Annotated in this window: 22 protein-coding genes and 2 pseudogenes; 12 read left to right on the plus strand and 12 right to left on the minus strand. The window is 68.2% G+C overall.

The features are described 5' to 3' along the window. Nucleotides 1-357: 357 nt before the first annotated feature. Nucleotides 358-1,293, minus strand: coding sequence for a helix-turn-helix domain-containing protein (locus tag ABZV91_RS10535; protein WP_355238551.1), 936 nt, complete (start codon nucleotides 1,291-1,293; stop codon nucleotides 358-360). Between the two features lie 218 nt (nucleotides 1,294-1,511). On the opposite strand from ABZV91_RS10535, the gene ABZV91_RS10540 reads away from it, so the two are divergent. Further along, nucleotides 1,512-2,405 (plus strand): IclR family transcriptional regulator, encoded by an 894-nt coding sequence (locus tag ABZV91_RS10540; RefSeq protein WP_355238554.1) that lies wholly within the window; start codon nucleotides 1,512-1,514, stop codon nucleotides 2,403-2,405. 132 nt (nucleotides 2,406-2,537) lie between these two features. Further along, on the plus strand, nucleotides 2,538-3,704 hold the full coding sequence (gene hsaA, locus ABZV91_RS10545; RefSeq protein WP_355238557.1) for a 3-hydroxy-9,10-secoandrosta-1,3,5(10)-triene-9,17-dione monooxygenase oxygenase subunit: 1,167 nt from the start codon (nucleotides 2,538-2,540) through the stop codon (nucleotides 3,702-3,704). A gap of 27 nt (nucleotides 3,705-3,731) precedes the next feature. Here hsaA and ABZV91_RS10550 read toward each other — a convergent pair whose 3' ends face one another. After that, a complete protein-coding gene (locus ABZV91_RS10550) occupies nucleotides 3,732-4,475 on the minus strand; it encodes an SDR family oxidoreductase (RefSeq protein ID WP_355238559.1) in 744 nt (247 codons plus the stop codon). 469 nt (nucleotides 4,476-4,944) lie between these two features. Here ABZV91_RS10550 and ABZV91_RS10555 point away from each other — a divergent pair, with 469 nt between their 5' ends. Together ABZV91_RS10555 and ABZV91_RS10560 are read left to right on the plus strand one after the other, a co-directional pair. Then, a complete protein-coding gene (locus ABZV91_RS10555; protein WP_355238561.1) occupies nucleotides 4,945-5,637 on the plus strand; it encodes an MspA family porin in 693 nt (230 codons plus the stop codon). Between the two features lie 62 nt (nucleotides 5,638-5,699). After that, complete coding sequence (locus tag ABZV91_RS10560; protein WP_355238564.1) at nucleotides 5,700-6,356, plus strand: MspA family porin; 657 nt, start codon at nucleotides 5,700-5,702, stop codon at nucleotides 6,354-6,356. 129 nt (nucleotides 6,357-6,485) lie between these two features. Here the strand turns inward: ABZV91_RS10560 and ABZV91_RS10565 are convergent, their stop codons facing one another. Together ABZV91_RS10565 and ABZV91_RS10570 are read right to left on the minus strand one after the other, a co-directional pair. Continuing rightward, the gene (locus ABZV91_RS10565; RefSeq protein ID WP_355238567.1) at nucleotides 6,486-7,940 is read right to left on the minus strand and encodes an MFS transporter; all 1,455 of its coding nucleotides are present in this window, start codon (nucleotides 7,938-7,940) and stop codon (nucleotides 6,486-6,488) included. 432 nt (nucleotides 7,941-8,372) lie between these two features. Further along, on the minus strand, nucleotides 8,373-10,487 hold the full coding sequence (locus tag ABZV91_RS10570; protein WP_355238571.1) for an FAD-dependent oxidoreductase: 2,115 nt from the start codon (nucleotides 10,485-10,487) through the stop codon (nucleotides 8,373-8,375). A 458-nt stretch (nucleotides 10,488-10,945) separates the two neighbouring features. Between ABZV91_RS10570 and ABZV91_RS10575 the strand changes: the two genes are divergently transcribed. The 5 genes from ABZV91_RS10575 to ABZV91_RS10595 all read left to right on the plus strand — a co-directional run bounded on the left by ABZV91_RS10575 (nucleotide 10,946) and on the right by ABZV91_RS10595 (nucleotide 14,024). Then, nucleotides 10,946-11,278 (plus strand): PadR family transcriptional regulator, encoded by a 333-nt coding sequence (locus ABZV91_RS10575; protein ID WP_355238574.1) that lies wholly within the window; start codon nucleotides 10,946-10,948, stop codon nucleotides 11,276-11,278. A 2-nt stretch (nucleotides 11,279-11,280) separates the two neighbouring features. Then, nucleotides 11,281-11,640, plus strand: coding sequence for a DUF1048 domain-containing protein (locus tag ABZV91_RS10580; protein WP_355238577.1), 360 nt, complete (start codon nucleotides 11,281-11,283; stop codon nucleotides 11,638-11,640). Between the two features lie 9 nt (nucleotides 11,641-11,649). Then, complete coding sequence (locus ABZV91_RS10585; protein WP_355238580.1) at nucleotides 11,650-12,459, plus strand: ATP-binding cassette domain-containing protein; 810 nt, start codon at nucleotides 11,650-11,652, stop codon at nucleotides 12,457-12,459. Between the two features lie 9 nt (nucleotides 12,460-12,468). After that, nucleotides 12,469-13,230: an ABC transporter permease gene (locus ABZV91_RS10590; RefSeq protein WP_355238701.1), complete on the plus strand. Its 762-nt coding sequence runs from the start codon at nucleotides 12,469-12,471 to the stop codon at nucleotides 13,228-13,230. A gap of 527 nt (nucleotides 13,231-13,757) precedes the next feature. Further along, complete coding sequence (locus ABZV91_RS10595; RefSeq protein ID WP_355238703.1) at nucleotides 13,758-14,024, plus strand: alpha/beta hydrolase; 267 nt, start codon at nucleotides 13,758-13,760, stop codon at nucleotides 14,022-14,024. Nucleotides 14,025-14,172: 148 nt separating this feature from the next. Here the strand turns inward: ABZV91_RS10595 and ABZV91_RS10600 are convergent, their stop codons facing one another. After that, nucleotides 14,173-16,122 (minus strand): APC family permease, encoded by a 1,950-nt coding sequence (locus ABZV91_RS10600; RefSeq protein WP_355238583.1) that lies wholly within the window; start codon nucleotides 16,120-16,122, stop codon nucleotides 14,173-14,175. A gap of 205 nt (nucleotides 16,123-16,327) precedes the next feature. Further along, nucleotides 16,328-17,542, minus strand: a complete 1,215-nt coding sequence (locus tag ABZV91_RS10605; protein ID WP_355238585.1) for a M20 family metallopeptidase — start codon at nucleotides 17,540-17,542, stop codon at nucleotides 16,328-16,330. 51 nt (nucleotides 17,543-17,593) lie between these two features. Between ABZV91_RS10605 and ABZV91_RS10610 the strand changes: the two genes are divergently transcribed. After that, nucleotides 17,594-18,505, plus strand: a complete 912-nt coding sequence (locus tag ABZV91_RS10610; RefSeq protein WP_355238588.1) for a dihydrodipicolinate synthase family protein — start codon at nucleotides 17,594-17,596, stop codon at nucleotides 18,503-18,505. On the opposite strand, the gene ABZV91_RS10615 is transcribed toward ABZV91_RS10610, so the two are convergent. The 4 genes and pseudogenes from ABZV91_RS10615 to ABZV91_RS10630 form a co-directional block, all read right to left on the minus strand. Beyond that, complete coding sequence (locus tag ABZV91_RS10615; protein ID WP_355238591.1) at nucleotides 18,481-19,383, minus strand: Gfo/Idh/MocA family oxidoreductase; 903 nt, start codon at nucleotides 19,381-19,383, stop codon at nucleotides 18,481-18,483. The two genes, ABZV91_RS10610 and ABZV91_RS10615, sit on opposite strands and share 25 nt — an antisense overlap. Before the next feature lie 10 nt (nucleotides 19,384-19,393). Then, nucleotides 19,394-20,023 (minus strand): annotated as a pseudogene (locus tag ABZV91_RS10620) (MFS transporter); the annotation flags it as partial. Between the two features lie 28 nt (nucleotides 20,024-20,051). Then, nucleotides 20,052-21,065, minus strand: a complete 1,014-nt coding sequence (locus ABZV91_RS10625) for a hypothetical protein (protein ID WP_355238594.1) — start codon at nucleotides 21,063-21,065, stop codon at nucleotides 20,052-20,054. Continuing rightward, a complete protein-coding gene (locus ABZV91_RS10630) occupies nucleotides 21,065-22,090 on the minus strand; it encodes a hypothetical protein (protein WP_355238597.1) in 1,026 nt (341 codons plus the stop codon). Before ABZV91_RS10630 ends, ABZV91_RS10625 begins: the two co-directional genes overlap by 1 nt. Nucleotides 22,091-22,179: 89 nt before the next feature. Here ABZV91_RS10630 and ABZV91_RS10635 point away from each other — a divergent pair. Next, nucleotides 22,180-23,537 (plus strand): annotated as a pseudogene (locus ABZV91_RS10635) (L-serine ammonia-lyase). Continuing rightward, complete coding sequence (locus ABZV91_RS10640) at nucleotides 23,521-24,771, plus strand: MarR family transcriptional regulator (RefSeq protein ID WP_355238600.1); 1,251 nt, start codon at nucleotides 23,521-23,523, stop codon at nucleotides 24,769-24,771. Before ABZV91_RS10635 ends, ABZV91_RS10640 begins: the two are co-directional and overlap by 17 nt. Before the next feature lie 76 nt (nucleotides 24,772-24,847). On the opposite strand, the gene ald is transcribed toward ABZV91_RS10640, so the two are convergent. Together ald and ABZV91_RS10650 are read right to left on the minus strand one after the other, a co-directional pair. After that, nucleotides 24,848-25,945, minus strand: a complete 1,098-nt coding sequence (gene ald / locus ABZV91_RS10645; protein WP_355238603.1) for an alanine dehydrogenase — start codon at nucleotides 25,943-25,945, stop codon at nucleotides 24,848-24,850. A 308-nt stretch (nucleotides 25,946-26,253) separates the two neighbouring features. Then, nucleotides 26,254-26,835: a hypothetical protein gene (locus ABZV91_RS10650; RefSeq protein WP_355238606.1), complete on the minus strand. Its 582-nt coding sequence runs from the start codon at nucleotides 26,833-26,835 to the stop codon at nucleotides 26,254-26,256. Between the last annotated feature and the right edge of the window lie 80 nt (nucleotides 26,836-26,915).

Here is a 26,915-nt window from a genome sequence, read left to right on the forward strand (position 1 = left end):
GAATTCGTGGGACGGCCGGTGGTCCGGGCCGCTGCCGGACGGCGAATCGCTCCGGCGACGAGTGAAACCGTCGAACGGACAACCACACCTTCCGGCACCGATCTGCGGATCGGTCGAATATTCGACCGATCCGGTAGATTGTGTCGTCGGTCACGGTACATCCGTTCGAGCGCGCCGGTCAACCCCGCTCCGCCGATTGCCGGCCGCGCAGGGCATCTCACGACAGGCGCCCACCTTCGGGCCAGGTCCGGAAGGCGAGATGGCTGGGCGACGAGAACCCGGCCGGCCGCCGGCGGCATCCGTCCGGTGAGCCACCGCGTCTCCCGGGGAGTGGTGTGACGGATACGGCGCCGAGGTCTACCGGTGGGGGTTGCGGCCACCGAGTTCGGTCGTGAGCGTGTCCGCCGCGGCCTTCAGGGCGGACCCGCGTTCGGCTATCTCGGCTGCCGTGAGATCGGTCTGCAGATTGATGGCCAGCAGTAGGGCCTGGTCGCCCGACCTGTCGAAGGTGGGCGCCGCGATGACCCCGACGCGATGGGTCGAATCCGCCCCGCCGCCCTGTAATTCGTCGTGTAGCAGTACGCGCCGTCGCCCCATACCGGCCAGGAGTTCGGTGATCAGGCCCCGCAGGTCCGGCGAGAGGTCACGGGCGGTCGTGCTTCCCAGAATGCGATAGACCCGTTCGAGCGTGGGCGACAAACGCTCGACGAGGTATCCGACGGTGCGGCATTCGACCGCCATGCGCCGCAGATCGCCGAGATCGATCCCGGCCATCCACGCATGTTCCTCCCGCACTTGCCGTTCGAGTGCTTCGTCGGACTGCCACAGCAGGTACATCAGGGCGGTCGGCAGGGCCACCGGAAAGATCTGACCCACCTCGACGAGAGGACGCGCTCGCGGCGGTGCCGCGACCTCGAGCACCATGAATTCGTCGCCCACTCGGCTCGAGGCGACGCACATGGCATCGAACCGGCGGCTGAGCGACTCCAACTGCTCGGACACCACCGGATCCGGTGCGAAGTCGCGTTGCGCCGCCCGGCCCGCGGTGACCATTGCCGGACCCAATCGATAGGTCTTCGTGTCGGGGTCGCACCGGAGGTAGCCGCGAGCGGTGAGTTCGGTGAGTATGCCCAGGCAGGTCGGCTTGCTGATCGCGCAGCGCCGCGCCACCTCGGACAGGCCCGGCTGCGCACCCCGATGCCGCACCAGGAAATCCATGACGTCGAGCACGCGGGTAGTGGGCGGCGAGGCGCTCTCGCCGCGCTGCACCGCATCCATCGAACGATCGGTCATCGGCCAACCCTAAGCGAGCCGGCGGATATGGCGCCTACGGCAGGCAGTTGGAGCGCCCTCGGGCCCGCCGGTGTCCGCCCCCCGCCGGGCGGTGCGGTGGTGGCGTTGCCCCGGTTCGTCATGTCGATCTTTCCGGTGACCCGGGTCACTGTTATAATTAGAATTCATTTCAGTTTTGTTGCCTGCTCAACGCAGAGGCCGGGTTGGTTGGAGGCTCGATGGCGGTCGTTGATACGGGTTCGGTGTCTCCGATACGGAATCCGCGGCGTGAGCTGCCCCCGTCGATGGTGGAACGCATGACACTGATCCTCGACGCGTTCGACGGTCCCGCCGCGCGCTTGCCACTCGAGGAAGTCGTGTCCCGGACCCTGCTGCCGCGCTCGACCGTACACCGGATCCTCGATCAACTCGTCCGCTCCCACTGGGTCGAACACGCCTCGGTCGGCTATCGGCTGGGACGGCGGGCACTCGGACTCGGTGGTGGCGACGGGGGGCACGCCCAGATCCGCGCGGCCGCCGCGCCGTTGCTGCACGAGCTGCATCTGCGCACCGCGATGGTCGTACATCTTTCGGTCCTCGACGGTGGTGAAACCGTCTGCCTGGACAAAGTCGGCGGCCGGTTCGCCGCTTCGCTCCCGTCCCGGGTGGGTGGCCGCGGCCCGGCGTACTCGACCGCGGGTGGCAAAGCGATGTTGGCATGGATGGATCCGGAGAATGTCGACGCGCTCTATCAACGCCGGTTGAACCGGTGCACCGAACGCACCATCGCCGATCTGGTGACCCTGCACCAGGAACTCGATCGCATCCGCCAGCGCCGCGGCGTGGCGTTCGAACGCGGTGAATCGGTGCGGGGCGTCGCGTGTGTGGGTGTGGCGGTCCGCGGGGTCGATGGTCCGGTGGCGGGTATCTCGCTGTGCGGTGACGCCCACACCGCGCAGCTCGAGCGGGTCGCCCCGCTGGTCGCCCGTGCGGCCCGCGAGGTCGCGCGGCTTCTGTATCCCGAATCCGGTATGGCGCGCCGCGACCGCGGGACTGCGCCACAACCGGAAACCAGATGGTCGGCCGAGGCGCTCGACCGTTTGCTGGCGGTTCAATCCGGACAGTGGCTCTAGGGGTCTGCCTACTTCGCGGACAACACGGCCGGACGGACCTGCCGGGTCCCGCTGGACGAGACCTCGTCGAGCATCCCGGCGAACACCTCCGCCTACGATCGCCGCGACCGGCCGAATCCTCAGGAGTTCCCGATGACCGATCATGTCCGGCACGCGGTGCGCGAGCTGTTGCCGGTGCTCGCCGCGCGGGCGCGCCGGGTCGACGAAACGGGACACGTCCCCCGCCGCAGCATCGATGAACTGCAGAGTACGGGTGTGCTGGCGATGCTGCAGCCCCGGCGATACGGCGGGGCCGAGGGCGACCCGGTCGAGTTCTACCGGATCGTGCGCGAGATCTCGGGAGTATGCGGCTCCACCGGGTGGCTGACGGCGGTGCTGGGGGTGCATCTGTGGCATCTCGCGCTGTTCGATCAGCGTGCCCAGGACGAGGTCTGGGGTGCCGACAACTCGGTGCTGGTGTCCTCGGCGTACGCGCCGACGGGGCAGCTGGTGCCGGTGGACGGCGGGTATGAGCTCACCGGTCACTGGAAGTTCTCGTCGGGTTGTGACCACCCTTCGTGGGCCCTGCTCGGCGGGCTGCTCTTCGGGGCCGAGGGCCGTCCGGTCGACTTCATGACCGCGCTGGTTCCGGAGGCGGACTACAGCGTTCACGACGTCTGGGACGTGGTCGGAATGCGCGGTACGGCGAGCAACGGGATCACGGTGGACAGAGCGTTTGTCCCCGCCCATCGGGTGGTGCGCAACTACGAGACCGCGCAGCTGCGCGGGCCAGGGCAGAAGGTCAACACGGGGCCGCTCTATCGGTTGCCGTTCGCCACGATCTTCACCTATGCCGTCACGGTCCCGATCGTGGGTATCGTGGCCGGCTGTTACGGATCGTATCTGGGCGAGATGCGCGAACGAGTGCGGCTCAGCCTCGGCGGCGCCCGTTTCGCCGAAGACCCGTTCGCCCAGGTGGCAGTGGCCCGGGCCGCGTCGGAGGTCGACGCGGCCACCCTCCAGCTGGAGCGCAACCTCGGCGATCTGTGGGACCTGGCCCGGGCCGGCGCGGAGCTGCCGACCTGGATGCGCCTACGGTCGCGCCGCGATCAGGTGCGGGCCGGCGAACGCAGCCTGGAGGCGATCGATCTCCTGTTCAAGACGGCCGGGGGTAACTCACTGAGCCGCGGAAACCCGATCGAGCGGGCCTGGCGGGACGCGCACGCCGGCAGTGCGCACGTCGCCAACGAGCCCGAACGCGCTCTCGCCCTGTACGGCCGGGGCGCGCTCGGGCTGCCGGTGGAAGACAACCTCGTCTGACCCTGTTCGCGTGATGCGGCTGCCCGGTCAGCGCAGCTGGATCATGCCACCGTCGGCCATCACGGTCTGTCCGGTCATGTACCGGGACTCTTCGGAGGCCAGGAACACCACGATCGGGGCTATATCGGTTTCGGGGTCGCCGATTCGCGCCAGCGGTACCTTCGATACGGCCGCGGCCGCCTGATCCGGATGTTGTGCCGCCCAGGCATTCACCCCTTCGGTGGCGGCGAACGGGCAGACCACGTTCACCCGGATACCGTCGGGCGCCCATTCGTTGGCCGCGACCCGGCTCACGCCGCGGATCGCCTCCTTGGCCGCCACGTACGAGGTCTGCCGCGGCATCCCCTCGAGTCCCGAGCCGGAAGCGAAGTTGACGACCACACCCCGGGACTTCTTCAACTCCTCGTAGCAGGCCTGCATGAGCTGCACGGTCGGGAAGAAACCGGTGCGCAACGACAGGTCGAACATCTCGGTTGTGGTGTCCACCAACAGGGCTTGCCGGGAGGCGTGCGCATTGTTGACCAGTATGTCGACGGCACCGAAGGCGGAGACCGCGGCATCGCGGATCGAGGCCGCGGCGGTCGGCTGCGCGATGTCGATGGGCAGGAACCGTGACCGCGCACCGAGTTCGGCCTCGAGCGCGGCACCGCGTTCGGTGTCGATATCGGCAAAGAGGACATCGGCTCCTTCCCGGACGAACACGGAGGTGATCGCACGGCCGATCCCGCCGGCTCCGCCGGTGACGATGGCGACCTTGTTCTGCAGTTTCACAGCGCTCCTGTCGTAGACGGTGTCAGGGACCGATCGGCTCATATTCGCCGTCGAGTACTGCCTGCCGGCGCGCTGGTCTCGATGGCCGGGACCACGGTCCGTCGGCAAAGCGCGGATACGGCGCGTGTGACGGCGGTCGCACCGCTCGGTGCACGGCCACCGTCGCCGACGGCGTCGAGTGTTGCCGGCCGGTGCTCCGGTCCTGCTCTCGATGAGTGAGATGCGGCAGGACTGCGCCGCCGACTGTGTACACCCTGTGACGGCGGGCACAGAAATGCCGGCCCCGGGCGGCGTTCGGCTCTCCGCACCACTCGGGTCCGCCGGTCTTCGAGTGCGAGCTGTGCCGCCTCCCTGGAACAAGACGGTGGTCCCCCGGAGGACCGCCGCGACCGCCGTTCCTGTGGCGATGCCCGGCCGGGCGGCCGACGTCCGGCCGGCGGGCCACGTTCGATCGAGATGAGGATCACCCATGAAATCAACAGTTCCGAACCCGGCGCCTACCGGCGGCCTGCGCAGCGCTGTACGCCGCACCGGGACCGGCGCGGTATGTACGGCCGTCGCCGGCCTGCTGATCACCGGGGTCGCCCATGCCGATACCTTCGTTCCGCTGCCGGACGGACGGGAGTTCGCGCCCGGGGCGACGGTCACCCGCACCGGCGAACACGCTGTCGTATCACCGTCGATGGCCGCCAACGGCGACGGCCGGGTGGTGTGGGTTTCGGGCACGGTCACCGCCGAGGTGACCGACACACCCACCGTCGAGCGTCCCGGGCCGTACTCCACCCCTGCGGACTGGCCGGGCACCAACAACTCGTCGACCCACGCCGCTTCCCAGGTGAATACCGGGTACCTGGTCGGCTGCCAGGTCAGCATCGGCGATCGGGCGATCACCGCCGGGCTGGCCGGCAATCTCGGCACCAACGGCGGCGGAGTGGGCGGCTCTGTCGGGGTACAGCTCGGTCCGGGCGAAGTCGAATTCGTGCAGATCGGCTTCAAAGACATCCTCCGGCCGGGTGTCTACCACCTCGGCTACCGGGATTTCGAAATCGAGATCCAGGGCTGCGGCGGCTATGCCCAGGCCCGGTCCTACACGGTGGTCGAGATCATCGGCGACCACTATTCGAAGACCACCCTGTACGGAGCTCCGTTCAGTATCGGCTGAACCGGACCGGCCGCCCCATCCCCAGTCGAGCCGGAAATCGTCTCCGGAGAGGTATTACGAAAATGATCGATCACAAGAAAATCGCCCGCACCGCATTCGTGGCCTGCGCAGCCCTCGGGTTGACGCATACCGGTATCGCCACCGCCGATACCTTCGTTCCGTTGCCGGGCGGTGCGGTCGCCGAAACACTCGGCGACGGTACCGAGGTCAGGGTCCGGATCGTCGGTGAATCGGCCACCATCAGCCCGTCCATGGGCGCTACGCCACTACACCGCAACGCCTGGGTCTCCGCCACCGCCGAGGTCGAGTTGTCGGCGCCGGCCCGTTCGGTGAAGATCGAACCCGGCTATATCGTGGGCTGCCAGGTGAATATCGCCGGTGGCGGCGCCAACAGCGGTGCGAACTACAGCTCCGACTGGGCCGGGCGCAACCCCTCGGTCGGCGGAAGTCTCGGCGGCAACCTGAGCCTCGGGCCCGGTCGAGCGGCGAAGTTCTATCTCCTCGACCTCGAAGGCCCCGATGCCTTCGGATCCGAATCGCATCGTCCGTTCAGCCGTACCACCGGTACACGCGGCAGCGTCACCTGGCGTAACAGCACAATCGGTCTCTCCGGCTGCGCGGGTTACGCCCAGGCCAGGGCGTTCACCGAGGTGGAGGTGGAGACGGAGACCACCAAACAGGTCGTCACCGTTTGGGGCCTGCCGTTCGGCCTCGGCTGACCCCCAAGAAGATCGGCAGTGACCGTCCCACCGCGCCGGTGGGACGGTCACTGCCTTTTCGGCCCGGGTCGCCGCGTCGGCAGCGCGCGAGGCCGAAACCTCGCGACCTCGGGCGCAACACCGGATCGGTTATGTCCCGGTCGAGGCGGTGTAGACGGTGCCGCGTCGGATCAGTAACGAGAGAGCGACCGTGAGTACGGTGCCGACGAGCATGATCGTCACGACGGCGTCGAGACCGACTGCGGTATCGACCCCGGCGACGGCGGTCGCCGCCAGCACCGTACCGGCGATCGAGGTACCGATGCCCTGCCCGGCGGTGCGAACGACGGCATTGAGCCCCGCGACCTCACTGGTGTTCTCCACCGCCACGGTTTCGACGATGAGGTTCTGCAGGGCGGTGTACGCGAACGAGGCACCGACCGAGACACATACCAGCACAACGAACATCCCGAGCATCGAGTGGTGGGAAACGTAGGTGAGGACGCAACCCACCGCATAGCTCAGGCCGCCGATCAGCAGCGATATCCGGGATCCCACGGTGCGGGTGAGCCGGCCGCTGAGCGGGGTGAAGGCGAAACCGAACATCGCACCGGCGAAGGTCAGCAAACCGGCGTCGGAGGGGGACATCCCGATGCCGAACGGTCCGTCCTGCGGGGATTGCAGGATCAGCGCGTTGATCATGTTGCCGATACCGAAGGGGCCCGCCGCCAGCGTCACGGTGGCGAGCATCGTCAACGCGAGATGGCGATCGGTGAGCATCCGGACATCGACGATCGGATCCTCCACCCGCAGTTCCCAGCGCACCCACAGCAGCAGGGCGACGAGCCCGCCGAGAATCAGGCCGAGGGTCTTGCCGTCGGTCCAGCCCCAGGCGCTGATCTTGTTCATACCCAGCAGGATTGCCGCGATGGCCGGTGCGAAGACGAGGGTGCCCAGATAGTCGATCTTCTGCGTCGTCCCGGTGGGCGGCCGCCAGGGCAGTGCGAACAACACCAGTGCGAGCATGCATGCCGCGTACACCGCCGCGACGACGAAGATCATATGCCAGCTGGCGTAATCGATCATCAGGCCGGCTATATAGGCCGCAGCGGCGCCCGCGGCGATCGCGGTTCCGGAGATCACGGCCACGGCGACCGGAATCTTCGCCTTGGGCAGGTGTTCACGGGCCAGCCCGACACACAGGGGGAGAATGGCGCCGGCCAGACCCTGGACCGCGCGGCCGAGGATGATGGTGCCGATACTGTCGCCGAGCGCGCTGATCAGGGAACCGGCCACAGTGGCAGCGAGGATCACCACGAGAACCCGCTCGCGCCCGTACAGATCACCGATACGGCCGCATACGGCCGCCGCGGCCGCCGCGACCAGAAGGAACGCGGTGACCGTCCAGCCGACCGTACCGGCATCACTGTCGAATTCGCGGATGAGTGTCGGAATCGCGGCGAATACCATCGACGATTCGAATGCGCTGATGATCTCGACCAGTACCAGAATGGTGATGATCGTTCCCGCGGAACGCTTTCTGGCGAAGCGTCCGGATGTGGGGGCCGGATCGACCGGGGCCACAGGATCAGGGAATGTCGTCATGGAATTCCTCCAGAGAGCCTTCGTGAAACAGAGGGAGCCTCCGCCACGTCGGCACACGCTAGAGTGACGCACAGCACAGCAGGGGTGTGGTCTCGTTGTGCGGGAGTCGCCGGGGGACCGGTTGATCAGCGGTGATGGCGACGCTTCCGGCCGACGGCGCCGGTGCCGCCGAAGACTCGGGTGCCGTGCGATCGCCGCGGCTCGTCGGCGCGGCGAAGGAGGTGATCGGCGACGGAATCACGCGCTGCGCCAGTGGACTCCGGGCAGTTCGACCAGCCGCTGCGATCAGGGCGAGTCCGTCGCCGTTGTCGCGTCGGAGCGCGGAACGGCCGATACATTCGTTCCGGCGACAGGCATGACGAAGTTTTCCGAAGGACGGGGTGAATCAAGGCCGCGGTGCGCGGTCACCCTGATCGAACGGGTCGCCGGAATTCACAATCGCGTCGCGACTTTCCACGCCGTATGAATCGCACCCTGAATGTAATCGACCTTCGCGGCGTCCCCCACCACGTGAATCTCGGGAACCGTCCCCACCAGTGCCTCGGCCAGCCGCGCGCGCGCCGAAACGTCGGAGGCGACGACCACCATATCCGCCGGTGCGGTCGTCACCCGGTCCCCGAGACGGAACTCGACGTGCGTTTCGGTGATCCGCAGCACCGTGGCACCGCGATGCAGGTGTACGCCCACCTCACCCGCGTGGCGCACGGCAGTCCATCGCCGCGGCATCGCCATCGGCACGCCGAGTTGCCGGCCCTCCTCGAGCAATGTCACGTTCCGTCCGCGTTCGGCGAGGAACTCCGCGAGTTCCAATCCGACGAGGGATCCACCGATCACCACGACGTTCTTGCCGATCGGGAGGTATCTGCGGGTCACGGCGCGGATCGCGGCCGGGCTCCTGGTGATGCCGGAGAGTTTGCCCAGTGCGGCGATGGTCCGCAACAGCCACGGCACCTGCGCGACGTCCCCGGACCCGGTCATCACAGCGCGCAGGGTATCGCCGGTGTGCACGTGCGGTAGGTCGCCACCGGGAATCGCCGGACGCCCGCGCACCGCCCCGGTGGCGACGATCACCGCGTCCGGGTGCAGCGCCGCGATCGACGATTCGGTGGCTTCGGAGTTCAAGCGGATATCGATGTCCGGGCGCTCGACCTGAACGGTCAGCCACTTCAGCAGTCGCTGGTTGTCGGGGGTGGTGAGGGCGGAGAACCAGAGGGTGCCGCCGAGCCGATCCGACTTCTCCAGCACCGTGACCCGGTGCCCACGTTCGGCGGCCACGCGCGCGGCCTCGAGTCCGCCCGGGCCCGCGCCGACGACGACGACATGCTTACGGATGTCGGCGCGCGCCAGTGGAAGCAGCGATTCATCGCCCAGCGCGGGGTTCACCGCGCAGAGGGGAGTGTCGTCCCAGAAGTTCTCCTGCACGCACACATAGCAATTGATGCAGGGGCGAATCCGCTGCGGGCTTCCCGCGCGCAGCTTGTTCACCAGATCCGGGTCGGCGAGCAGCTGCCGGCCCATCGCCACGAAGTCCGCCGCGCCGTCGGCGATCGCCTTCTCGCCGACCTCCGGGAGCATCCGGCCGACGGCGATCACCGGGATCCGCACGGCCTTCTTCACCGCGGCCGCCGGCCCGGTATAGGCGCCGATCTCCTCCGGCAGGGGACCGTCGGTGAAGTTGGCGAACGGGTTGCGACCCCACCCGGTGATGTGCAGGGCATCGGCACCCGCCGCCTCGAACAGTACCGCGGCCGCCACGGCCTCCTCGGTGGTCAGCGCGCCTTCCTCGCCGAATTCGCGCCCCGCGACGCGTACCAGGACGGCGAGGGAATCGCCGACCTCCGCCGCGACCGCGCGGATTACCTCCACCGCCGCTCGCGCCCGGTTCTCGAGGGATCCGCCGTATTCGTCGGTGCGCCTGTTGTCCGCCCGGCTCAGGAAGCCGCCGAGTACATAACCGTGCGCGACGTGGATCTCGACGGCGTCCGCGCCGGCGTCCCGCACCCGCGCGGCGGCCGCGGCGAAGCAGCGCACCAGCCAGTCGATATCGTCCTTCGTCGCCTCGTGATACGTGCCCTGCCTACCGCCGGTGACGGCCCCCAGCTTCCGCAGCTCCTCGGGGGTGTTGTCCGCCAGAGCGGACAGGTCGGCGGGGCCGGTGGGCACCGACGGAACCAGCAGTGGCCGGCCCTGGACGGTGTCGATCCGCGCGATCTTGCCGTGGTGGGTCATCTGCACGCACAGCTTGCTGCCCGCGGCGTGGACGGCGTCGGCCAGAGCTTTCAGCCCGGGGACGAACCGGTCCTCGGAGAGACCGGGTTCCTTGGTGCTCGCGCACCCGATCGGGTAGGCGACCGCGCAGGCTCCGGTGATGATCAAGCCGGTCCCGCCGGCCGCCCGGGCGGTGAAATGGTCGATATCTCCCTGCTCTATCTCGCCGTCCTCGCAGAGGTTCATATCCATCGCCGGCATGACCACGCGGTTGGGTAGGGACATCGGGCCGATCGTCCCGGGGGCGAGCAGGTGCGGGAAAGTGCGTGTGCCGGTCACGAGTAGAAAGCTAGATCGCCGCGGCGGTCAGGTGACGGACCGTTCTCGATCATCGAGACCGCGGACCGGACACCGCGGCCGCGCCGACGGTGACGTTGCTGGTCTCCGTGTCGACAAGCGCGGCAGCGTCGCCACCCCGCGCCGGACAGCGCCGCGGGAGCCGGGACGTCGCGCGATCTGCCGCGGACGAGCAAGGGAGTGCTTCGCAACCTGGGGCTTGTGTATACGTGCACCTATACGTATATTCGGTTGCGGGCGTGTACGTATACATCTACTTATGATCAGCCTGTTGGTGTGCCGGAGTCGATCGCTCGGGTTGCGCCGACCGGCGCGGACATGCCCGCCTCTCGGCCGGTTCGACCGGCTGCTCGTGCGCCGGTCGAGAGGGCTTGCGGCACTACTACTCGGTGATACTATCTAGTGGTAGTCAGTGACACTGAGTATCTGGAGGAGTGTTCATGGGCAAACAGGAGACGGAGATGCTCAAGGGAACGCTGGAGGGCATCGTGCTGGCGATTCTGCTCGGCCGTCCCGCGTACGGCTACGAGATCACCGCATGGCTGCGGGAGCAGGGTTTCTCCGATATCGCCGAAGGCACCGTCTACGCCCTGCTCGTCAGGATCGAAAAGCGCGGATTCGTGGATGTCGAAAAGGTTCCCTCGGAGAAGGGTCCCCCGCGCAAGGTGTATTCCCTGAACGCCGCAGGACGGGATTATCTCGACGAGTTCTGGAGGACGTGGAGCTTCCTCGCCGAACGTATCGAACAGCTCCGTGTAAAGGAAGGCAAATAGCCATGGACATATCGGATCTCGCCTCGAGAGTGATCGGCGACCTGGACGACAAGAAGCGGTGGCGGCAGTACAAGACGCGATCCAAGCAGCTGCCCGCGAATTACCGCACCGCGGTCGAGGCTTTCGAGCGGTACGTGATGTACGGCGGCGCGGGAGGTGGCGGCGTGGCCATGTTCGACGACCTCCTCGATCTGTTCGAGCAGAGCGCGGCCGATGAAATCCCGATCCGCGAGGTCGTCGGAGCCGACCCGGTGGGGTTCATCGAGACCTTCGCGCGGAACTACCAGGAGGAATCCTGGCTCAATCGGGAACGGGCTCGGCTGAACACCGCCATCGACCGCGCCGCCACAGAAGGAAAGTAGGACCTTTCGATGACGACACAGCAAGCTCCGGCGATCCGTGTGCGGGGCCTGGAGAAGTCCTACGGCAAGACGGAGGTGCTGCGCGGCGTGGACTTCGACGTCGAGCGGGGCAGCATCTTCGCGCTGCTCGGCTCGAACGGGGCCGGCAAGACCACGATCGTGCGGATCCTGTCCACCCTGCTCGGAGCCGACGCGGGAACGGCCGGTGTCAACGGCTTCGATGTCGCCATCCAACCAGGTGATGTACGGGAGTCCATCAGCCTCACCGGTCAGTTCGCCGCCGTCGACGAAATTCTCAGCGGCCGGGAGAATCTCGTGCTGATCGCGAAATTGCGGCACTTGAAGAACGCGGCCACCGTCGCCGACGACCTGCTCGAGCGCTTCTCGCTGACCGACGCGGCCACGCGGAAGGTATCCACATATTCCGGTGGTATGCGCCGTCGCCTCGATATCGCCATGAGCCTCATCGGGAACCCGCCGGTGATCTTCCTCGACGAGCCCACGACCGGGCTCGACCCCCAGGCGCGCATCGAGGTGTGGGACGCGGTGAAGGAACTCGCCGAGCACGGCACGACGGTGCTGCTCACCACGCAATACCTGGACGAGGCCGAACAACTCGCCGACCGGATCGCGATTCTGCACCGCGGCCGGATCATCGTCGACGGAACTCTCGCCGAGCTCAAACAGCTACTCCCACCTGCCGAAGTCGAATACATCGAGAAACAGCCGAGCCTCGAGGACATCTTCTTCGCTCTCGTCGGAGACGATGCCGACAAGGGCACTCCGGGCAATGACCGCGGCGCGGTTCGCACCACATAAGGAAATATGATGACCACGCATTTCTTCGCCGACACCACTCTGCTATTGGGACGATCCCTGCGTCATATCACGCGTAGCGTGGACACCATCATCACGACCACGATCATGCCGATCGCGTTCATGCTGCTGTTCGTCTACGTCTTCGGCGGCGCGATCGACTCGGGATCGGATTCGTATGTCCAATATCTGCTTCCCGGCATCCTGCTCATCACGATCGCATCGGGAATCTCCTACACCGCGTTCCGGCTGTTTCTCGATATGAAGAGTGGCATCTTCGAGCGATTCCAGTCGATGCCGATCGCACGATCGTCTGTTCTGTGGGCGCATGTACTGACCTCGCTGGTCGCCAACCTGATCTCTGTCGTGGTCGTCGTGCTCGTCGCCCTGCTCATGGGTTTCCGCTCCGGCGCCGGACTGCTTTCGTGGTTGTCGGTGACCGGGATCCTGGTCCTGTTCACGCTGGCGCTGACCTGGATCGCGGTCATTCCGGGCCTGTCCGCGAAGACCCCGGACGGCGCGAGCGCGTTCTCCTACCCGCTGATCTTCCTGCCGTTCATCAGCTCCGCGTTCGTGCCCACCGACACCATGCCGGGCCCGCTTCGCGCCTTCGCCGAGAACCAGCCGGTGACCTCCATCATCGACGCCATCCGCGCCCTGTTCTCCGAGCAGCCGGTCGGCAACGATATCTGGATCGCCCTCGGCTGGTGCGTCGGCATCCTGGTCGTCGCCTATCTCTTCGCCATGACCACCTACCGCCGCAAGATCTCCTGAGTGCGCCGGCCGAGATCATCTGTGGCGGCCGCACGGCGATGAGAGATCACCCGGCCCGCGGCCGAGTGTGAGCGGGCCCGCGCCCGATTCATCACTCGGGTCGAGGACCGGCCCGTTCCGGCGCACTGCCCGGCGAGTGGCTACTCGCCGGGCAGTACGCGTCGCCTGCCTCGGCAAGCTCGATCATCTCGGCGCGGCAGTTCAGTTCCTGGACGCGGTGGGCATCGAGAAGGCGGCCTTCGTCGGCAATTCGATGGGTGGGCACACCTCGCCGCGACTGGCGATCCACCATCCGGAGCGGGTCGGCCACCTGGTCACGATGGGTCCGCCGATCGGTAATGCGCCGATCTTGTTCGGGGCGGGCGACGGCCCATCCGAGGGCCTGAAGGTGCTTGTTCAGGCCTATCAGGATCCGTCCCCGGCGAATATGCGTCGTCTGGTGGAGGTGATGACCTTCGACAAGGCGCGCTTCGCCACCCCCGAACTGGTACAGGCCCGTTCCGACGCGGCACTCGCCCGCCCCGAGCATCTGCGCAACTATGCGGCGGGTCTCGCCGCGGGGATGCCGATCCCGGTGTGGGTCGACCGGTCGGAACTCGCCGGCATCGCCGCCCCCCGCACTGCTGATCCACGGCAAGGACGACCGGGTGGTGTCCTACGAGAACACGCTCTTGCTGCTGGCGCATATCCCCGACAGCCGGGCGGTACTGCTCAACCGCTGCGGGCACTGGGTGATGATCGAGCACGCCGAGGAGTTCAACCGGCTCGTCGCGGACTTCGTCGCCGTCTACTGAGCAGCCGTCCGGGCCGTGGAGCGCGTGGCCGGTCCGGGACCGGGTTCCGCAGTCGGAATCGACTTCGGCCGCACCGTTGGGAGGGGCGTCGGCAGCGGACCCGGGTGCGCGAACCGACCGGTACCGATACCGGTACGGCTGCGGCTCGTCATCGGCGTTGCTGCCCGGATATCCGGTGCTGTCCGGGTTCGGTGCCGGTCGGCGGCCCCGGGCCGAGGGACGGCCGTAGCTGGTAGGGCACACTGGCGACGACGACCCCGGGTTCGAAATGCAGCCGGGTTTTGAGCCGCAACGCGCTCTGGTTGTGCAGTAGCTGTTCCCACCAGTGTCCGGCGACGTGCTCGGGGATCACCACGGTCACGACATCGCGCGGGTAACCGCGGCGTAGCCGGCGGATATACCCGAGAATCGGTCGAGTGATCTCCCGATAGGGCGATTCGACGATCGTCAACGGGATGTCGAAGTGGTGCCGCTCCCAGGTGTCGCGGAGCCGACGGGCCTCGGGCTCGTCGATGGCGACCGACAGCGCGGTGATCCGGTCGGGACGGGTCAGCTTCGCGTAGCCGAGGGCGAATACGGTCGGTTGGTTGACGTGGGAGACCAGCACGATCGCATGGTTGCGGCTGGGCTGGACGAGTTCGGCGTGCTCGGGCACCGACATCGTCGCACCGACCCGGCGGTAGTGCACGCTGATCGCCTTCATCATCGCGTACAGCACCACCATGGCGATGATCGCCAGGTAGGCGCCGCCGGCGAACTTGTAGCGGACCACGATGATCAGGACGAGTCCGGTGGTCACCGCGCCGGTGAGGTTGATCAGTTGCGACCGGCGCATGCGGGCGCGGGTCGCCGGTTCGGCGGTTTGCGCGAGGAGGCGTTGCCAGCGGCGGACCATACCGGTCTGGCTCAGCGTGAACGAGGTGAACACCCCGATGATGTAGAGCTGGATCAGTTTGTCGATATTGGCGTCGAAACCGATGATCAACACGACCGCGAAGCCCGCGAGTAGCAGCACGCCGTTGGAATAGACGAGCCGGTCACCGCGGTGGTACAGCTGCCGCGGCAGGTACCGGTTCCGGGCCAGGATCGAGGCCAGGACCGGGAATCCGTTGAATGCGGTGTTGGCGGCCAGGATGAGTATTGCCGCGGTCGAGAGCTGGAAGACCAGGAACGCGATCGAATTCGGTCCCCAGATTCCGGCACCGAGCTGGCTGATCACCGACGGGAAGCCGTCGGGATAGGCCCGGGCGTGCATTTTCAGAGCCAGTACGGTGAGTCCGGTGAACATGGCGATCGCCAGCGCACCCATGATCGTCAAGGTGGTGGCCGCATTGCGGGCCCGGGGTGGGCGGAAGGACGGGATGCCGTTGCTGATCGCTTCGACACCGGTCAGGGCGGTGCAGCCCGACGCGAATGCCCGCAACGCCAACAATACGGTCAGGTATCCGCCGGTCGGTTCGCGCGCGATCAGCTGCTCACCGGCCCCCGACGCGAGCGGGATTCCGACGCCGAGAACGTCCCGCGCGGCCGCGGTGGCGAGAAGCAGGAAGACCAGCGCGATGAATGTATAGGTGGGAACGGCGAATACCTTCCCGCTCTCCTTCACCCCGCGGAGGTTGGCCACGGCCAGGACGAGCACACCGCCGGCCGCGAGCTCGACCGCATACGGCTGCAGAGCCGGAAAACGTGAGGTGACGGCGAGAACCCCGGCCACCACGGACACGGTCACGGTCATCACGTAGTCGACCAGCAGGGCGGCGGCAGCGGTCAGCGCGGCCTTCTCCCCGAGGTTGTCCATGCTGACCACGAACGCCCCGCCGCCACCGGGATAGGCATGGCACGTCTGCCGGTAGGAGAGTACGACCACGGCCAGCAGTACCCCGACCGCCACCGACACGGGTGCGGCCAGTTCCAGGTAGGCGACGCCGCCGAGACCGACTATCAGCAGGATCTGCTCGGTGGCGTAGGCCACCGATGAGATCGGATCCGAGCAGAACACCGGCAGGGCCACCCATTTGGGCAGCAATTGACCCCGCTCGCGCTCGGTACGTAACGCGGGCCCTACCAGCAGTCGCTTGACGACGCCGACAACGGCCACTTCTGCAGCATAGATCCGTGTGACACCGGCCCAATAGAGTCCGAGTGGCTCTACTTCACCGGGCTCGCCGCCCCGGCGGAGCGTCGATTCGCCGGGCTCGCCGCCGACCTGTCCGCGCGGCGGCGTCGATACACCGGGGCTGTGCCGCTGCGCATGCGCGCCGCCGGATCCCCGCGGTGGGCTTACCGGCCTCCCGCCCCGAACGTTATGCGCGGCCGCTGCCGGGCGAGCCGGTGGCGAGCGTGTCCAGCCGGGCGATCGCCCATTCGGTTTCCAAGCGGATCCCGCGTTCGATCACGGCATCGTCGAACACTGCGAACGGTGAATGGTTCGACGGTGCCGTGGCGGGGTCACGGCCGGGCGGGCACGCCCCGAGCAGGACGAATGCGCCGGGTACCCGATCGAGGAACCACGAGAAATCCTCGGAGGCGGTACATGGATTCTCCATGACCTCGACCCCGGACTCGCCGAACAGCCGCCGGGCCGCGGTGATCGCGAAATCGGCCTCGGCCGCCGCGCTGACCGTCGGAATTGCGACCTCGGTCAGTTCGGTGGCCGCCTCGACTCCGTGGGTGGCGGCCACGCCGTCGGCCACCCGGGTGATCAGGGCCCGCAGCCGGGCCGAATCCGCCGCGGTGAACGCGCGGGCCGTACCGCTGAGTCGCGCGATATCCGGAATGACATTTCCGCTGTGACCACCGCTGATCTGCCCGACCGTGGCCACGACGGGGGTCAGCATCCCGAAGGTGCGGGTGATCGCCGTCTGGAGCGCGGAAACGAACTCCGCGGCGGCGACGATCGGATCGCGGGCGGTCTGCGGTGCCGAACCGTGCCCACCGCTACCGGTGAACGAGACGGTGAACGTGTTCGAACCCGACATCATCGGACCGCGGCGCATTCCGAAAACTCCGTGCGGCAGATCGTAGGAGAACACATGGAGGCCCAGTGCCGCGTCGACCGGACGGCCCGCCGCGTCCAGAACGCCTTCGGCCAGCATCGCCAGCGCCCCACCCCAGTTCTCCTCGCCGGGCTGGAAGACGAAGATCACGTCCCCGGCCAGTTCGTCGCGCCGGGCGATGAGCCGGTGCGCGGCGCCCACCAGCATGGCCATGTGCAGATCGTGTCCGCAGGCATGCATGGCGCCGTTGCCGGCGGCGTAGTCCAAGCCGGTCGACTCGGTGACCGGGAGCGCGTCCATATCCGACCGGATCAGGACCACCGGACGCCGGCCGCCGGAGACCGCGCCGCCACGCAGGACTGCCGTGACCGAGGTGGTGGCGGTCCCGGTGGACACCTCCAGATCGAGTCCGTCGAGCGCGCGCAGGATGCGCGCCTGGGTCCACGGCAGGTCGAGCCCGACCTCCGGGTTGCGGTGCAGCTCGCGACGCAACAGGATCGCATCGGCAATCGAAACGGTCATCGGTCACTCCTGTTCGGGGACGATCGGTCCGGTGTGGATAGGGTTGGCGGCATGGAGTGGTTCGGACAAGCACGCGACTGGGCCGCCGGAGCACGTGGTCGCCTGTACGCGGCACCCGCCACGCCGTTCGATTCCGCGGGCCGGGCACGACCCGAATTCGCGGAAAGTTATTTCCGCGCGCTCGTCGATGCCGGAGCCGACGGGCTGGCCATCGCCGCGCACACCGGTCGCGGCCCCTATCTGTCCGCCGGGGTGCGTATGGAACTGATCGGCGCGGCCCGCCGGGCGGGCGCCGCGACCGTCGCCGGTGCGGTGACCGCCGAGGAGGTCCGAGTGGCGGCGGCGGCCGGTGCCGAAGCGGTGCTGGTGTTCCCCGCACCGGGCGACGCCGGATCGGTGCGGCGCCACCTCGACCGGCTGTGGGAAGCGGGCGGGCTGCCGCTGATCGGTTTCGACCTCTACACCGCGCCGTATCCCGATGATGTCTTCGCCGCCGTCGTCACCCATCCGGCGGTGGCCGCGGTGAAACTCGCCCGGCTGTCCGACGCGATCGCCTGCCAGGACCGGATCGCGCTGGTCCGCGAGCACGGCAAACTCGCCGTCACCGGCGAAGACCGGATGTTCGGCGCCTCGCTCACCTGGGGTGCCGAGGCCGCACTCGTGGGGATCGCCGCGGCCGCGGTGGGTATCACTCGCGCGGTACTCGACACCTTCACCGGCAACGATCTGCCCGCGTTCCTGGCGGCCACCCGGCGGCTCGATGCCCTCGCCGCCGCGACATTCCGGGAGCCGATGGACGGGTACGTGCAGCGCATGGCCTGGATCGCCGGAGCCGAGGGATCGCTGCCCGGCGAATTGCTCACCGATCCCTACGCGCCGGCGCTCCCGGACGACGAGCGGGAGCGGGTCCTGGGCGTCCACCGGGCGCTCACGACCGTTCAGTCGCCGGTGCGCGCCAACTGAGCCGCCGTGAGCGTGGTCCGCACCACCGCCCGGCTGCGCGCCCACGGCACCGGCGGTGGCGCGCCGTCGGCCATGGCCAGCACCGCCCGGAGACAGTCGAGATAGCCGAGATCGTCCGCCTGCCCCAGCGATACCCGCCGGATCCCGGCCTCGGTGTGCACCACCACCTCGTAGCACTCCCCGGTGCCCGCCCCGACGATATCCACGGTCACCGGGACTCCGCCGGCCGCGACGGCGTGCAGCGCGACGGTGTTCTCCGAGATCGTGGCGCTGTCCGGGATCCGGGCGGTCACCCCGCCCAGCGGCGTCACCTCCCGCCCCAGGACCGAGTCCAGTAATTCCCACGCGTGCAATCCCATCGATACGGCGGTACCGCCCCCGTCGGCCGGGTCGTCCTGCCAGCGGCGGGCGGCGGTGGTGAACGCATCGATGCCGTGCCGCACCGAGATATGCGCGGCGATCGGTTCCGCGCCGGCGAGTTCCGCGGCCAGCGCCCGGATACCGGGTGCGAATCTGAGCACCGAACTGGTGAAGAACCGCCCGGCCCGGTCGCCGACCGCGGCGTCCAGCGCGTCCAGTCCGGCCATATCGGCCGCCGGGACCTTGTTGAGAAAGCAGGCGATACCGCGGTCGAGCACCGCCGCCACCACCGGGGCGATCCGATATGGCCGCGGTGTCACGATCACGGCATCCGGTTCCCGGTCCAGCAGGTCTGCCAGGCTCTCGTATGTGGTCGCCTGCCACTCCCGGGCGAAGTCTGCGCGCCGGGAGTGGTCGTCGGGATCCCAGACGGTCAGTTCGTCCACCCCGAGTGTCCGCGCGTTGCGCGCGTCGCTGAAGGGATGTGAATGGGCCACTCCGGCGAAACCGATGCGCATACGATCTCCCTCACTTCATCTCGACGTCCCGCGTCTCCGGACTGAGCACGGCACCCACGACGGTCAGGAGTCCACCGAAACACAGCAGCGCCACCGCCGTGTACGGCAGCGGCATGAAGGCCGACAGTCCGCTCTGGATATAGGCGTAGAAGGCGGGGATCACCATCCCGAGCGAATAGCCGAGTCCATATCCCGAGGCCCGGACGCCGAGAGTGAACCGCTCGGTCAGGTAGGTGGTCAGACAGCCCCACGGCACGCTGATCAGGACCGTCACCGAGATCAGCAGCAGCAGGACCGTGCCGAAGCTGTGCACGTTCCCGGAGGCGATGAAGGTGTACGGCACGGGCGCGACGAACAGGCACAGCAACCCGCCCGCGATGAGCATCGGCCGCCGGCCCACCTTCTGCGAGAGCAGACCGCTGCCCATGTACACCGCCACCACGATCGCGTTCGCGATGACCAGCGCCAGCGTGGTGGCGTTCGGGCTGAGTTCGGCTTCGCTCTTCATCAGGCCGGGCAGGACGGTGGTGAGCATATAGCTGGTGAACCACAAACCGGTGGTCAGCACGAACACCTGCAGGAAGTCGCGCCCGGACCGGCCCTTGAACAGTTCCAGCAGCGGAGTCTTCACCTTCTCCGACTGCTGCCATTCGTCGCTGTCCTCGACATCATTCGTACGCGTCGGAGATTCGGGTGAGTTCGGCGGCCTGGCCGTCGGAGAGACCTTCGCCGGGGTCGAGGCACCAGGTGCCCGCGAGCAGCCCTTGGCGCCGGAGCACTTCGTGTACCCCCGCGATCACCCCGGCGAAGTTGTTGCGTACATCGAATACCGCGGCATTGGCGTCGGTGACCGCCGCCGCCAGCGACAGCGCCCGGGTCCGCGCCGACTCGTCGCCCGCCCACGCCTGCGCGACCAGTTCGTGTAGCCGGACCGCGGCCCGGGTCCACACCGCCCAGTGTCCGAGCAGACCGCCGACGAAACGCCGGGACACCGGGCCGTCCGGGCCGGGCAGGCCGTAGGGAGTCAGCAGGTCGGCGACGATATTGTCGTCGTTTCCGGTATACAGGGCGACCTGATCACCGCGCCCGGAGTCGACGATGCCCTGAACCAGCTCGAGTGTGCGGTAGCGGTCGAACGGGGCCGCCTTCACCGCGACGGTGGATTCCTGGTCGGCCAGCCGCCGCCAGTATTCCCGCGGCAGGTAGCGGCCGCCGACCGCTTCCTGGAGATAGAATCCGATCACCGGCAGAATCTCGCCGACGGCGGCGGAGCGGTCGAGCAGATAATCGAGGTCCCGGTCGGCGAGGCCGCCGGGGGAGACGAGTACCGCGCCGTATCCGAGTTCACGGGCCAGTTCCGCCTCGGCCACGGCCTGGCCGGTGGGCCCGGCGACACCGGCGATGCGCAGGAACGGGCGGTCGCCGACCCGTGCGTCGAGTTCGGCCGCCGCGAGTTCGAGAACCGGTCGGAGCAGGCCGATCTCGGGACGGCGGATCTCGAACTGCGTGGTGTGCACGCCGACCGCGAGCCCGCCGGCACCCGCGTCCACGTAGTAGCGGGTGAGCGCGCGCTGACGACGTTCGTCGAGGTGACGGCTGCTGTCGAGGGCGAGCGGGTGGGCCGGGACGACGGTGCCCCGATGCAGCAGGGCGTACTCGGCCGCGGATAACTGCCCGCGCATCAGAACTTCCCGTCGCGTCGCTCGAACTTGGTGGGCTTGTTCCACAGCTGCCCACCCGCCCCGATCCAGGCGGCCTGCATCCGGATCAGTTCGCCCAGGGTGCGGTCGGGATAGCCGAAGAGGGTGTGGCATTTGGCGGCATTGCTGAGCAGGCTCGTCTCTCCTTCCACTCCGGTGAAGACCGGCGTGACGCCGAGTTCTTCGCCGAGCCGGGTGGCGATGCCGCGCACCGATGCGGTCTCGGGGCCGGTCAGGTTGAGCAGGAAGGGGCTCGTGTCGGCGTGACCGAGCGTACGCAGCACGACTTCGTTGGTGTATCGCTGCCACACCACGTTCACGGCACCGATCGACAGGTCGACCGGCTCGCCCGCGTGCACCCGGCGCGCGATATCGGAGACCACGCCGTAGCGCGGTTCGCACGCGTAGTTGAGCCGGACCAGCGCGACCCGGGTGCCCCGGGTGCGGGCGCCGTGGGTGAAAACCTGTTCCCGGCCCCGGCACGTGATGGCGTACTCGCCGACCGGTCCGGTGTCGTGGGTCTCCACCGGACCCCCCGTCATCGGGGAGCTCAGCGGATAGACATTACCGGTCGACAACGCGGTGATCCGGGAGTGTGCGTACCGGCGCGCGACGTAGGCGGGCAGCACGGTGTTGGTCATCCAGGCTTCGTCGGTGTTGGTGGCGGTCCCGAATTTCGCGCCGACCAGGAGGACCACGTTGCTCGCGTCCGGAAGCGCGTCCACCACTGCCGGATCCGATAAATCGGTCGTGACCGTATCTACTCCGGTCGCTTTGATTCGCGCCCTGGACCCCTCATCGGTCCAGCGCGACGCGGCCAGCACCCGCACGTCCTTGCGCCCTGCCTCGTCCAGGGCGCGACGCGCCATGGTGGCGACACCTGTCCCTATTTTTCCGCCCGCACCCAGGACGATCACGTCGCCCTCCCAGGTGGCGGCTTCGGCGACCAGCCCCGCACCCGGCCGGCCGAGCTCCCGCTCGAGCTCCTTCTCATCCGCGAACATCAATCGGCCCTTCTTCGGATGGACTATTTCGGTCAGGACCGTAATAATGGGCGACGGTGAGACAAAGCGCAATAGGAAGGAGCCGCCGGACCGTGACCGTGAGCGTGTTCGACCTGTTCTCGATCGGTATCGGTCCGTCGAGTTCGCACACCGTGGGACCCATGCGGGCCGCGGGCATGTTCGTCGCCGGACTCGGGCCGACCGCGGATCTCGCGCGGATCCACCGGATCCGCGTCCTGCTGTGTGGTTCGCTCGGCGCGACCGGTCGCGGGCACGGCTCGGATACCGCGGTGATCGCCGGCCTCCACGGCGCCGATCCGGAATCCGTCGACCCACAGCTACCGGCCCGGCTGCACGCCGCGGTCGCCGCGACCGGTCTGCTCGAGCTGCCCGGGGGGCATACGATCCCGTTCACCGAGGCGGATCTCGTACTCGATGGTTCGATCCGGCACCCGGGCCATCCCAATGCCATGACGTTCACCGCCGACCTGGTCGACGGCACCCGGTGCGAGCGCACCTACTTCTCGATCGGCGGTGGATTCGTCACCGCCGCCGCGGACCCGCCCGAGCCGCCGGACGCGGTCGTCGTACCCCACCCGTTCCGGTCCGGTGCCGAACTGTTCGCCCGGGCGGACGAAACCGGTCTGCCCGTCAGCGCTCTCGTGCTCGCCAACGAACAGGCGCTGCGGCCGGACGCCGATATCGCCGCGGGCCTGGACCGCATCTGGTCGGCCATGCGCGATTGTGTGGCCGCGGGACTGCGGACCGACGGGCGGCTACCCGGGCCGATGGCCGTGCGCCGGCGCGCTCCGGACCTGGGCCGCCGGCTCGCCACGTCCGGAGCCGATGACGACCCCCTGCACCGGCTGGACTGGGTGAACGCCTACGCCATGGCCGTGAACGAGGAGAACGCCGCCGGGGGTGCGTCGTCACCGCTCCCACCAACGGCGCGGCTGGGATCGTCCCCGCGGTACTGCACTACTACCACCGGTTCGTCCCGGGCGCCGACGCGGCGGGCATCCGGCGCTTCCTGCTGACCGCCGCCGCCATCGGGGCGCTGTACAAGGGCAATGCCTCGATCTCCGGTGCCGAGGTCGGCTGTCAAGGAGAGGTCGGGTCGGCGTGCTCGATGGCCGCCGGCGCCCTGTGCGAGGTGCTCGGCGGTACGCCCGCCCAGGTCGAGAACGCCGCCGAGATCGCGATGGAACACAATCTCGGACTCACCTGCGATCCGGTCGGCGGGTTCGTCCAGATCCCGTGTATCGAGCGCAATGCGGTCGCGGCCGTCCAGGCCATCAATGCCGCGCGGATCGCCCTGGCCGGTGACGGCACACATCGGGTCAGCCTGGACACTGTCATCGAGACAATGCGCGAAACTGGAGCGGACATGCAGTCCAAGTACAAGGAAACATCGATGGGGGGCCTCGCCGTCAATGTCGTCGAATGCTGAGCACGCCTACCGGATCGGTGTGGTCGGGCCCTCGGATCTGGTCTCCCTGGTCAAACGTGTTGCCGCACTGGAATTCACCGATCATCGCGTCGTACCGCTGACCTACCGCCACGAGGCGCAGGCGGTGGAGGTCATATCGGCGGGCCCCGACGTGGACGCCCTGCTGTTCACCGGCGTCATCCCCTACACGCTCGCCCACGCCGCGGGGGTTCTCACCGAACCGGCCGCCTATATCGACTACACGGGAGCGACGCTCTACGGCGCCCTGGTGGAGCTGATGTCGGCCGGGCACGACCCGGCGCGGATCTCCATCGATACGCTGGCCCGCCCGCTGGTGGTCGAAAGCCTGTCCCACGTCGGGATCGCCACCACCGATATCGCCACCGCAGAGTATCGCCGGGGTACCGATGTGCGGCGCTTCGCGCAGTTCCACCGCGACCACGCCCGCACCCGGCCGGGCGCGGTCGCCATCACCTGCGTCCGCTCGGTGTACGACCTGATCCGCGACGACGTGTACACGATCCGCCTGGCTCCCGCGATCGCCTCGGTACGCACCGCGCTCGAAACGGTGACGATGGAACTCGCGGGCCGGATCTCCTCCGATGCCCAGGTCGTCCTCGGCATGATCGAACTCCCCGAACCGGACGAACGCCTCGCCGCCGATATCCGCGCGCTGGCCGGCAGCCTGTTCCCGGTCGGCCCGGCGAGCTACGCACTGGTCAGCACCCGCGGGGTACTGGCCCAGCACACCTGCGACTGGACCGTCATGCCGCTGCTCGAACAACTCGCGCAACGGCACCACTGGGTGCGGATCGGGCTCGGTGTCGGCCGGTCCGCCGCCGACGCGGAGGCGCTGGCCCGGCGGGCGGTCGAACGGTGCCGTACCGCGGGACCGTTCACCGCGATCGTCTCGGTGGGTGCGGGGCGCGATTTCGTGATCACCGAGACGGAGTCCGATCCCGCCCGGGCCGAGGAACCGGTGAGCCTGCATGTCGCCGCCCACCGGGCCGGGCTGTCCCGGGCGACACTGGTCAAACTCGAGGCCGCTGTCGCCGCCCATCCCGGCGGCGAGGTCACCGCGGCGGATATCGCCGCCGCCCTGGGGATCGAAAAGCGTTCGGCGCGAAGGACATTGAAACAGCTCGAACGATCGGGTCTGGCGCAACCGGTCGGCACGGTCGGCAGTGGCGCCGGGCGGCCGGCGGTGCGCTACGCGGTGCGGTTGGAGACGTGACGGCCGGGCAGTGGAAACCCGCCGGCGCTCGGCGCAGTTGTCTCGCACAGTCATCGGACGCGGCCCGGACCGGAACTCAGAGCGCGACGAACTCGTAACCGTGCGCGGCGGCCACTTCTTCGGAGAACAGGCGCCCACGATCCGTGCTCAGCCCCGAGGCGAGCCCGGCATCGTCGGCCACCGCGCGCTGCCAGCCCTTGTCGGCCAGGGCGACGACGTAGGGCAGGGTCGCGTTCGTCAGTGCGTTCGTCGACGTGTTCGGGACGGCGCCGGGCATATTCGCCACGCAGTAGAACAGCGAGTTGTGTACCCGGTAGGTCGGCTCGGCGTGGGTGGTGGGCCGGGAGTCCTCGAAGCAGCCACCCTGATCGATGGCGACATCGACCAGCACCGATCCGGGTTTCATGCGCGCCACCAGACTGTTCGGCACGAGCGTGGGCGCCTTCGCGCCGGGTACCAGGACCGCTCCGATGACGAGATCGGCCCGCAGGACCGCCTGCTCGATCGCGTAGGCATTGGAGGCGACCGTCTCGACGTGCCCGCCGTAGCGAGCGTCGATATCCCGGAGCCGATCCAGGGAGAGATCGAGAACGGTCACCTGCGCGCGCATACCGAATGCCACCGCGGTCGCGTTGCTTCCGGCGACGCCGGCGCCGATCACCACGACATCGGCGGGCCGGACTCCCGGCACCCCGCCCATCAGGACACCGCGGCCGCCGGTCGGTTTCACCAGGTGGTAGGCCCCGGCCTGCGCCGACAACCGGCCGGCCACCTCGCTCATCGGCGCCAGCAGCGGCAGGGCGGTCCCCGCGGTCACGGTCTCGTAGGCGATCGCCGTGGTGCCCGAGGCCAGCAGCGCGTCGGTGCAGGATTTCGAGGCCGCGAGATGCAGGAAGGTGAAAAGCACCTGATCCGCGTGCAGGAGCGAATACTCCTCTGGTACGGGCTCTTTCACTTTGAGGAGCAGATCGGCCGTTCGCCATACCTCCTCGGCGGTGCTCGCGATCTCGGCGCCGACGGCCGTGAAATCCTCGTCGGCGAACGAGGAACCGGTGCCCGCACCCGCCTCGATCACGACGGTATGGCCACGGCGAACGAGTTCGTGTGCGCCCGCGGGCGTGATCGCGACACGGTATTCGTGCGTCTTGAGCTCGCGGGGGATCCCGATCCTCACCGGGCCGGCTCCAGCGCTGCGTGCGTCACGGCAGAAGGACCCGGCAGCGTGTCACGCGCTTCTGTCACGGAGACTCCTCGTTGTGGGTCGGACATACGGAATGGAACAGTCGCACTTCCCGCGCGGTGAATCGAAAGCCATGATGCCCCTTCGTCCGCTCGCGGTCGTGACTCGTGGATCCGCGGCCCGGCGTGCGCAACCGAACTGTTATCCGGTCATCGCGCAGCGTGCGCCCGACCTCGGTGAGTTGTCGCGGTCGGGCGTTCCGGTATCCGGCACTGTGACGACAGCTGCCCGATCCGAGACCCTCAGAATCCGGCGTGGAGGCGAGCCCAGTCGCTCTCCCACTGCTCCATTCCACGCACGCGGATGCGATGGGCGATCAACGCCGCCGGAAGGCAGTAGAGCAGCACCGGCGCACTCCAGGTGAACAGTCCGACGAGGGCGGACTCGAACAGGACCGACGAATCGTTCGGCGGTGCCGTGGTGCGTGTGCCGTTGCGCTCCACCCAGATCTCGACGACCTCACCGCGGCGGTAACCGGCCGGGGCGGATATGTCGCCGGTGTGCTGTGCGCCGGCGGCGAACCAGGTGGCCGGGACGGTGGGGTACAGGTCGTATTCGGTGGGGGTGGGCGCGGTGTCCAGAAGCGTCGCGGGCACGCGGGACCGTTCGGCCGCCGCTGCGGCAGCGGCTTCGCTCAGTCCTCGATGGGCGTCGCTCCCGACCGCCACCGCGATCGGGAGCGCCGCGCCGAGGATGAGCAGCGCCCCGAATACGAGCCAGCCGAGGAGGCGGTCTCCGGGGCGCAGGAGTGGACTGTCGCGCCACGGACGCAGGTTCCACAGCCGTGTGGTGGCGGTCGGGTATCTGGTCGGTGGGGAAATCATCGTTCTGTCCGGAAGAAGCAATCGGGTTGATACGGTTTCCCTCCGATCATCTCAGGCCGTGCCCGGGATGTCGGCGTCGG

It is taken from the genome of Nocardia sp. NPDC004568, assembly GCF_040609955.1.
In the GTDB taxonomy this organism is placed as follows: Bacteria; Actinomycetota; Actinomycetes; order Mycobacteriales; family Mycobacteriaceae; genus Nocardia.

Excerpts from the sequence above, each read along its gene's own strand:
- ABZV91_RS10610 (WP_355238588.1), top strand. The coding sequence starts at position 17,594 with ATGGAGTGGTTCGGACAAGCACGCGACTGGGCCGCCGGAGCACGTGGT.
- ABZV91_RS10555 (WP_355238561.1), top strand. The coding sequence starts at position 4,945 with ATGAAATCAACAGTTCCGAACCCGGCGCCTACCGGCGGCCTGCGCAGC.
- ABZV91_RS10590 (WP_355238701.1), top strand. The coding sequence starts at position 12,469 with ATGACCACGCATTTCTTCGCCGACACCACTCTGCTATTGGGACGATCC.
- ABZV91_RS10650 (WP_355238606.1), bottom strand. The coding sequence starts at position 26,835 with ATGATTTCCCCACCGACCAGATACCCGACCGCCACCACACGGCTGTGG.
- ABZV91_RS10585 (WP_355238580.1), top strand. The coding sequence starts at position 11,650 with ATGACGACACAGCAAGCTCCGGCGATCCGTGTGCGGGGCCTGGAGAAG.
- ABZV91_RS10535 (WP_355238551.1), bottom strand. The coding sequence starts at position 1,293 with ATGACCGATCGTTCGATGGATGCGGTGCAGCGCGGCGAGAGCGCCTCG.
- ABZV91_RS10580 (WP_355238577.1), top strand. The coding sequence starts at position 11,281 with ATGGACATATCGGATCTCGCCTCGAGAGTGATCGGCGACCTGGACGAC.
- ABZV91_RS10575 (WP_355238574.1), top strand. The coding sequence starts at position 10,946 with ATGGGCAAACAGGAGACGGAGATGCTCAAGGGAACGCTGGAGGGCATC.
- ABZV91_RS10615 (WP_355238591.1), bottom strand. The coding sequence starts at position 19,383 with ATGCGCATCGGTTTCGCCGGAGTGGCCCATTCACATCCCTTCAGCGAC.
- hsaA (WP_355238557.1), top strand. The coding sequence starts at position 2,538 with ATGACCGATCATGTCCGGCACGCGGTGCGCGAGCTGTTGCCGGTGCTC.
- ABZV91_RS10565 (WP_355238567.1), bottom strand. The coding sequence starts at position 7,940 with ATGACGACATTCCCTGATCCTGTGGCCCCGGTCGATCCGGCCCCCACA.
- ABZV91_RS10625 (WP_355238594.1), bottom strand. The coding sequence starts at position 21,065 with ATGCGCGGGCAGTTATCCGCGGCCGAGTACGCCCTGCTGCATCGGGGC.
- ABZV91_RS10560 (WP_355238564.1), top strand. The coding sequence starts at position 5,700 with ATGATCGATCACAAGAAAATCGCCCGCACCGCATTCGTGGCCTGCGCA.
- ABZV91_RS10605 (WP_355238585.1), bottom strand. The coding sequence starts at position 17,542 with ATGACCGTTTCGATTGCCGATGCGATCCTGTTGCGTCGCGAGCTGCAC.
- ABZV91_RS10640 (WP_355238600.1), top strand. The coding sequence starts at position 23,521 with ATGTCGTCGAATGCTGAGCACGCCTACCGGATCGGTGTGGTCGGGCCC.
- ABZV91_RS10540 (WP_355238554.1), top strand. The coding sequence starts at position 1,512 with ATGGCGGTCGTTGATACGGGTTCGGTGTCTCCGATACGGAATCCGCGG.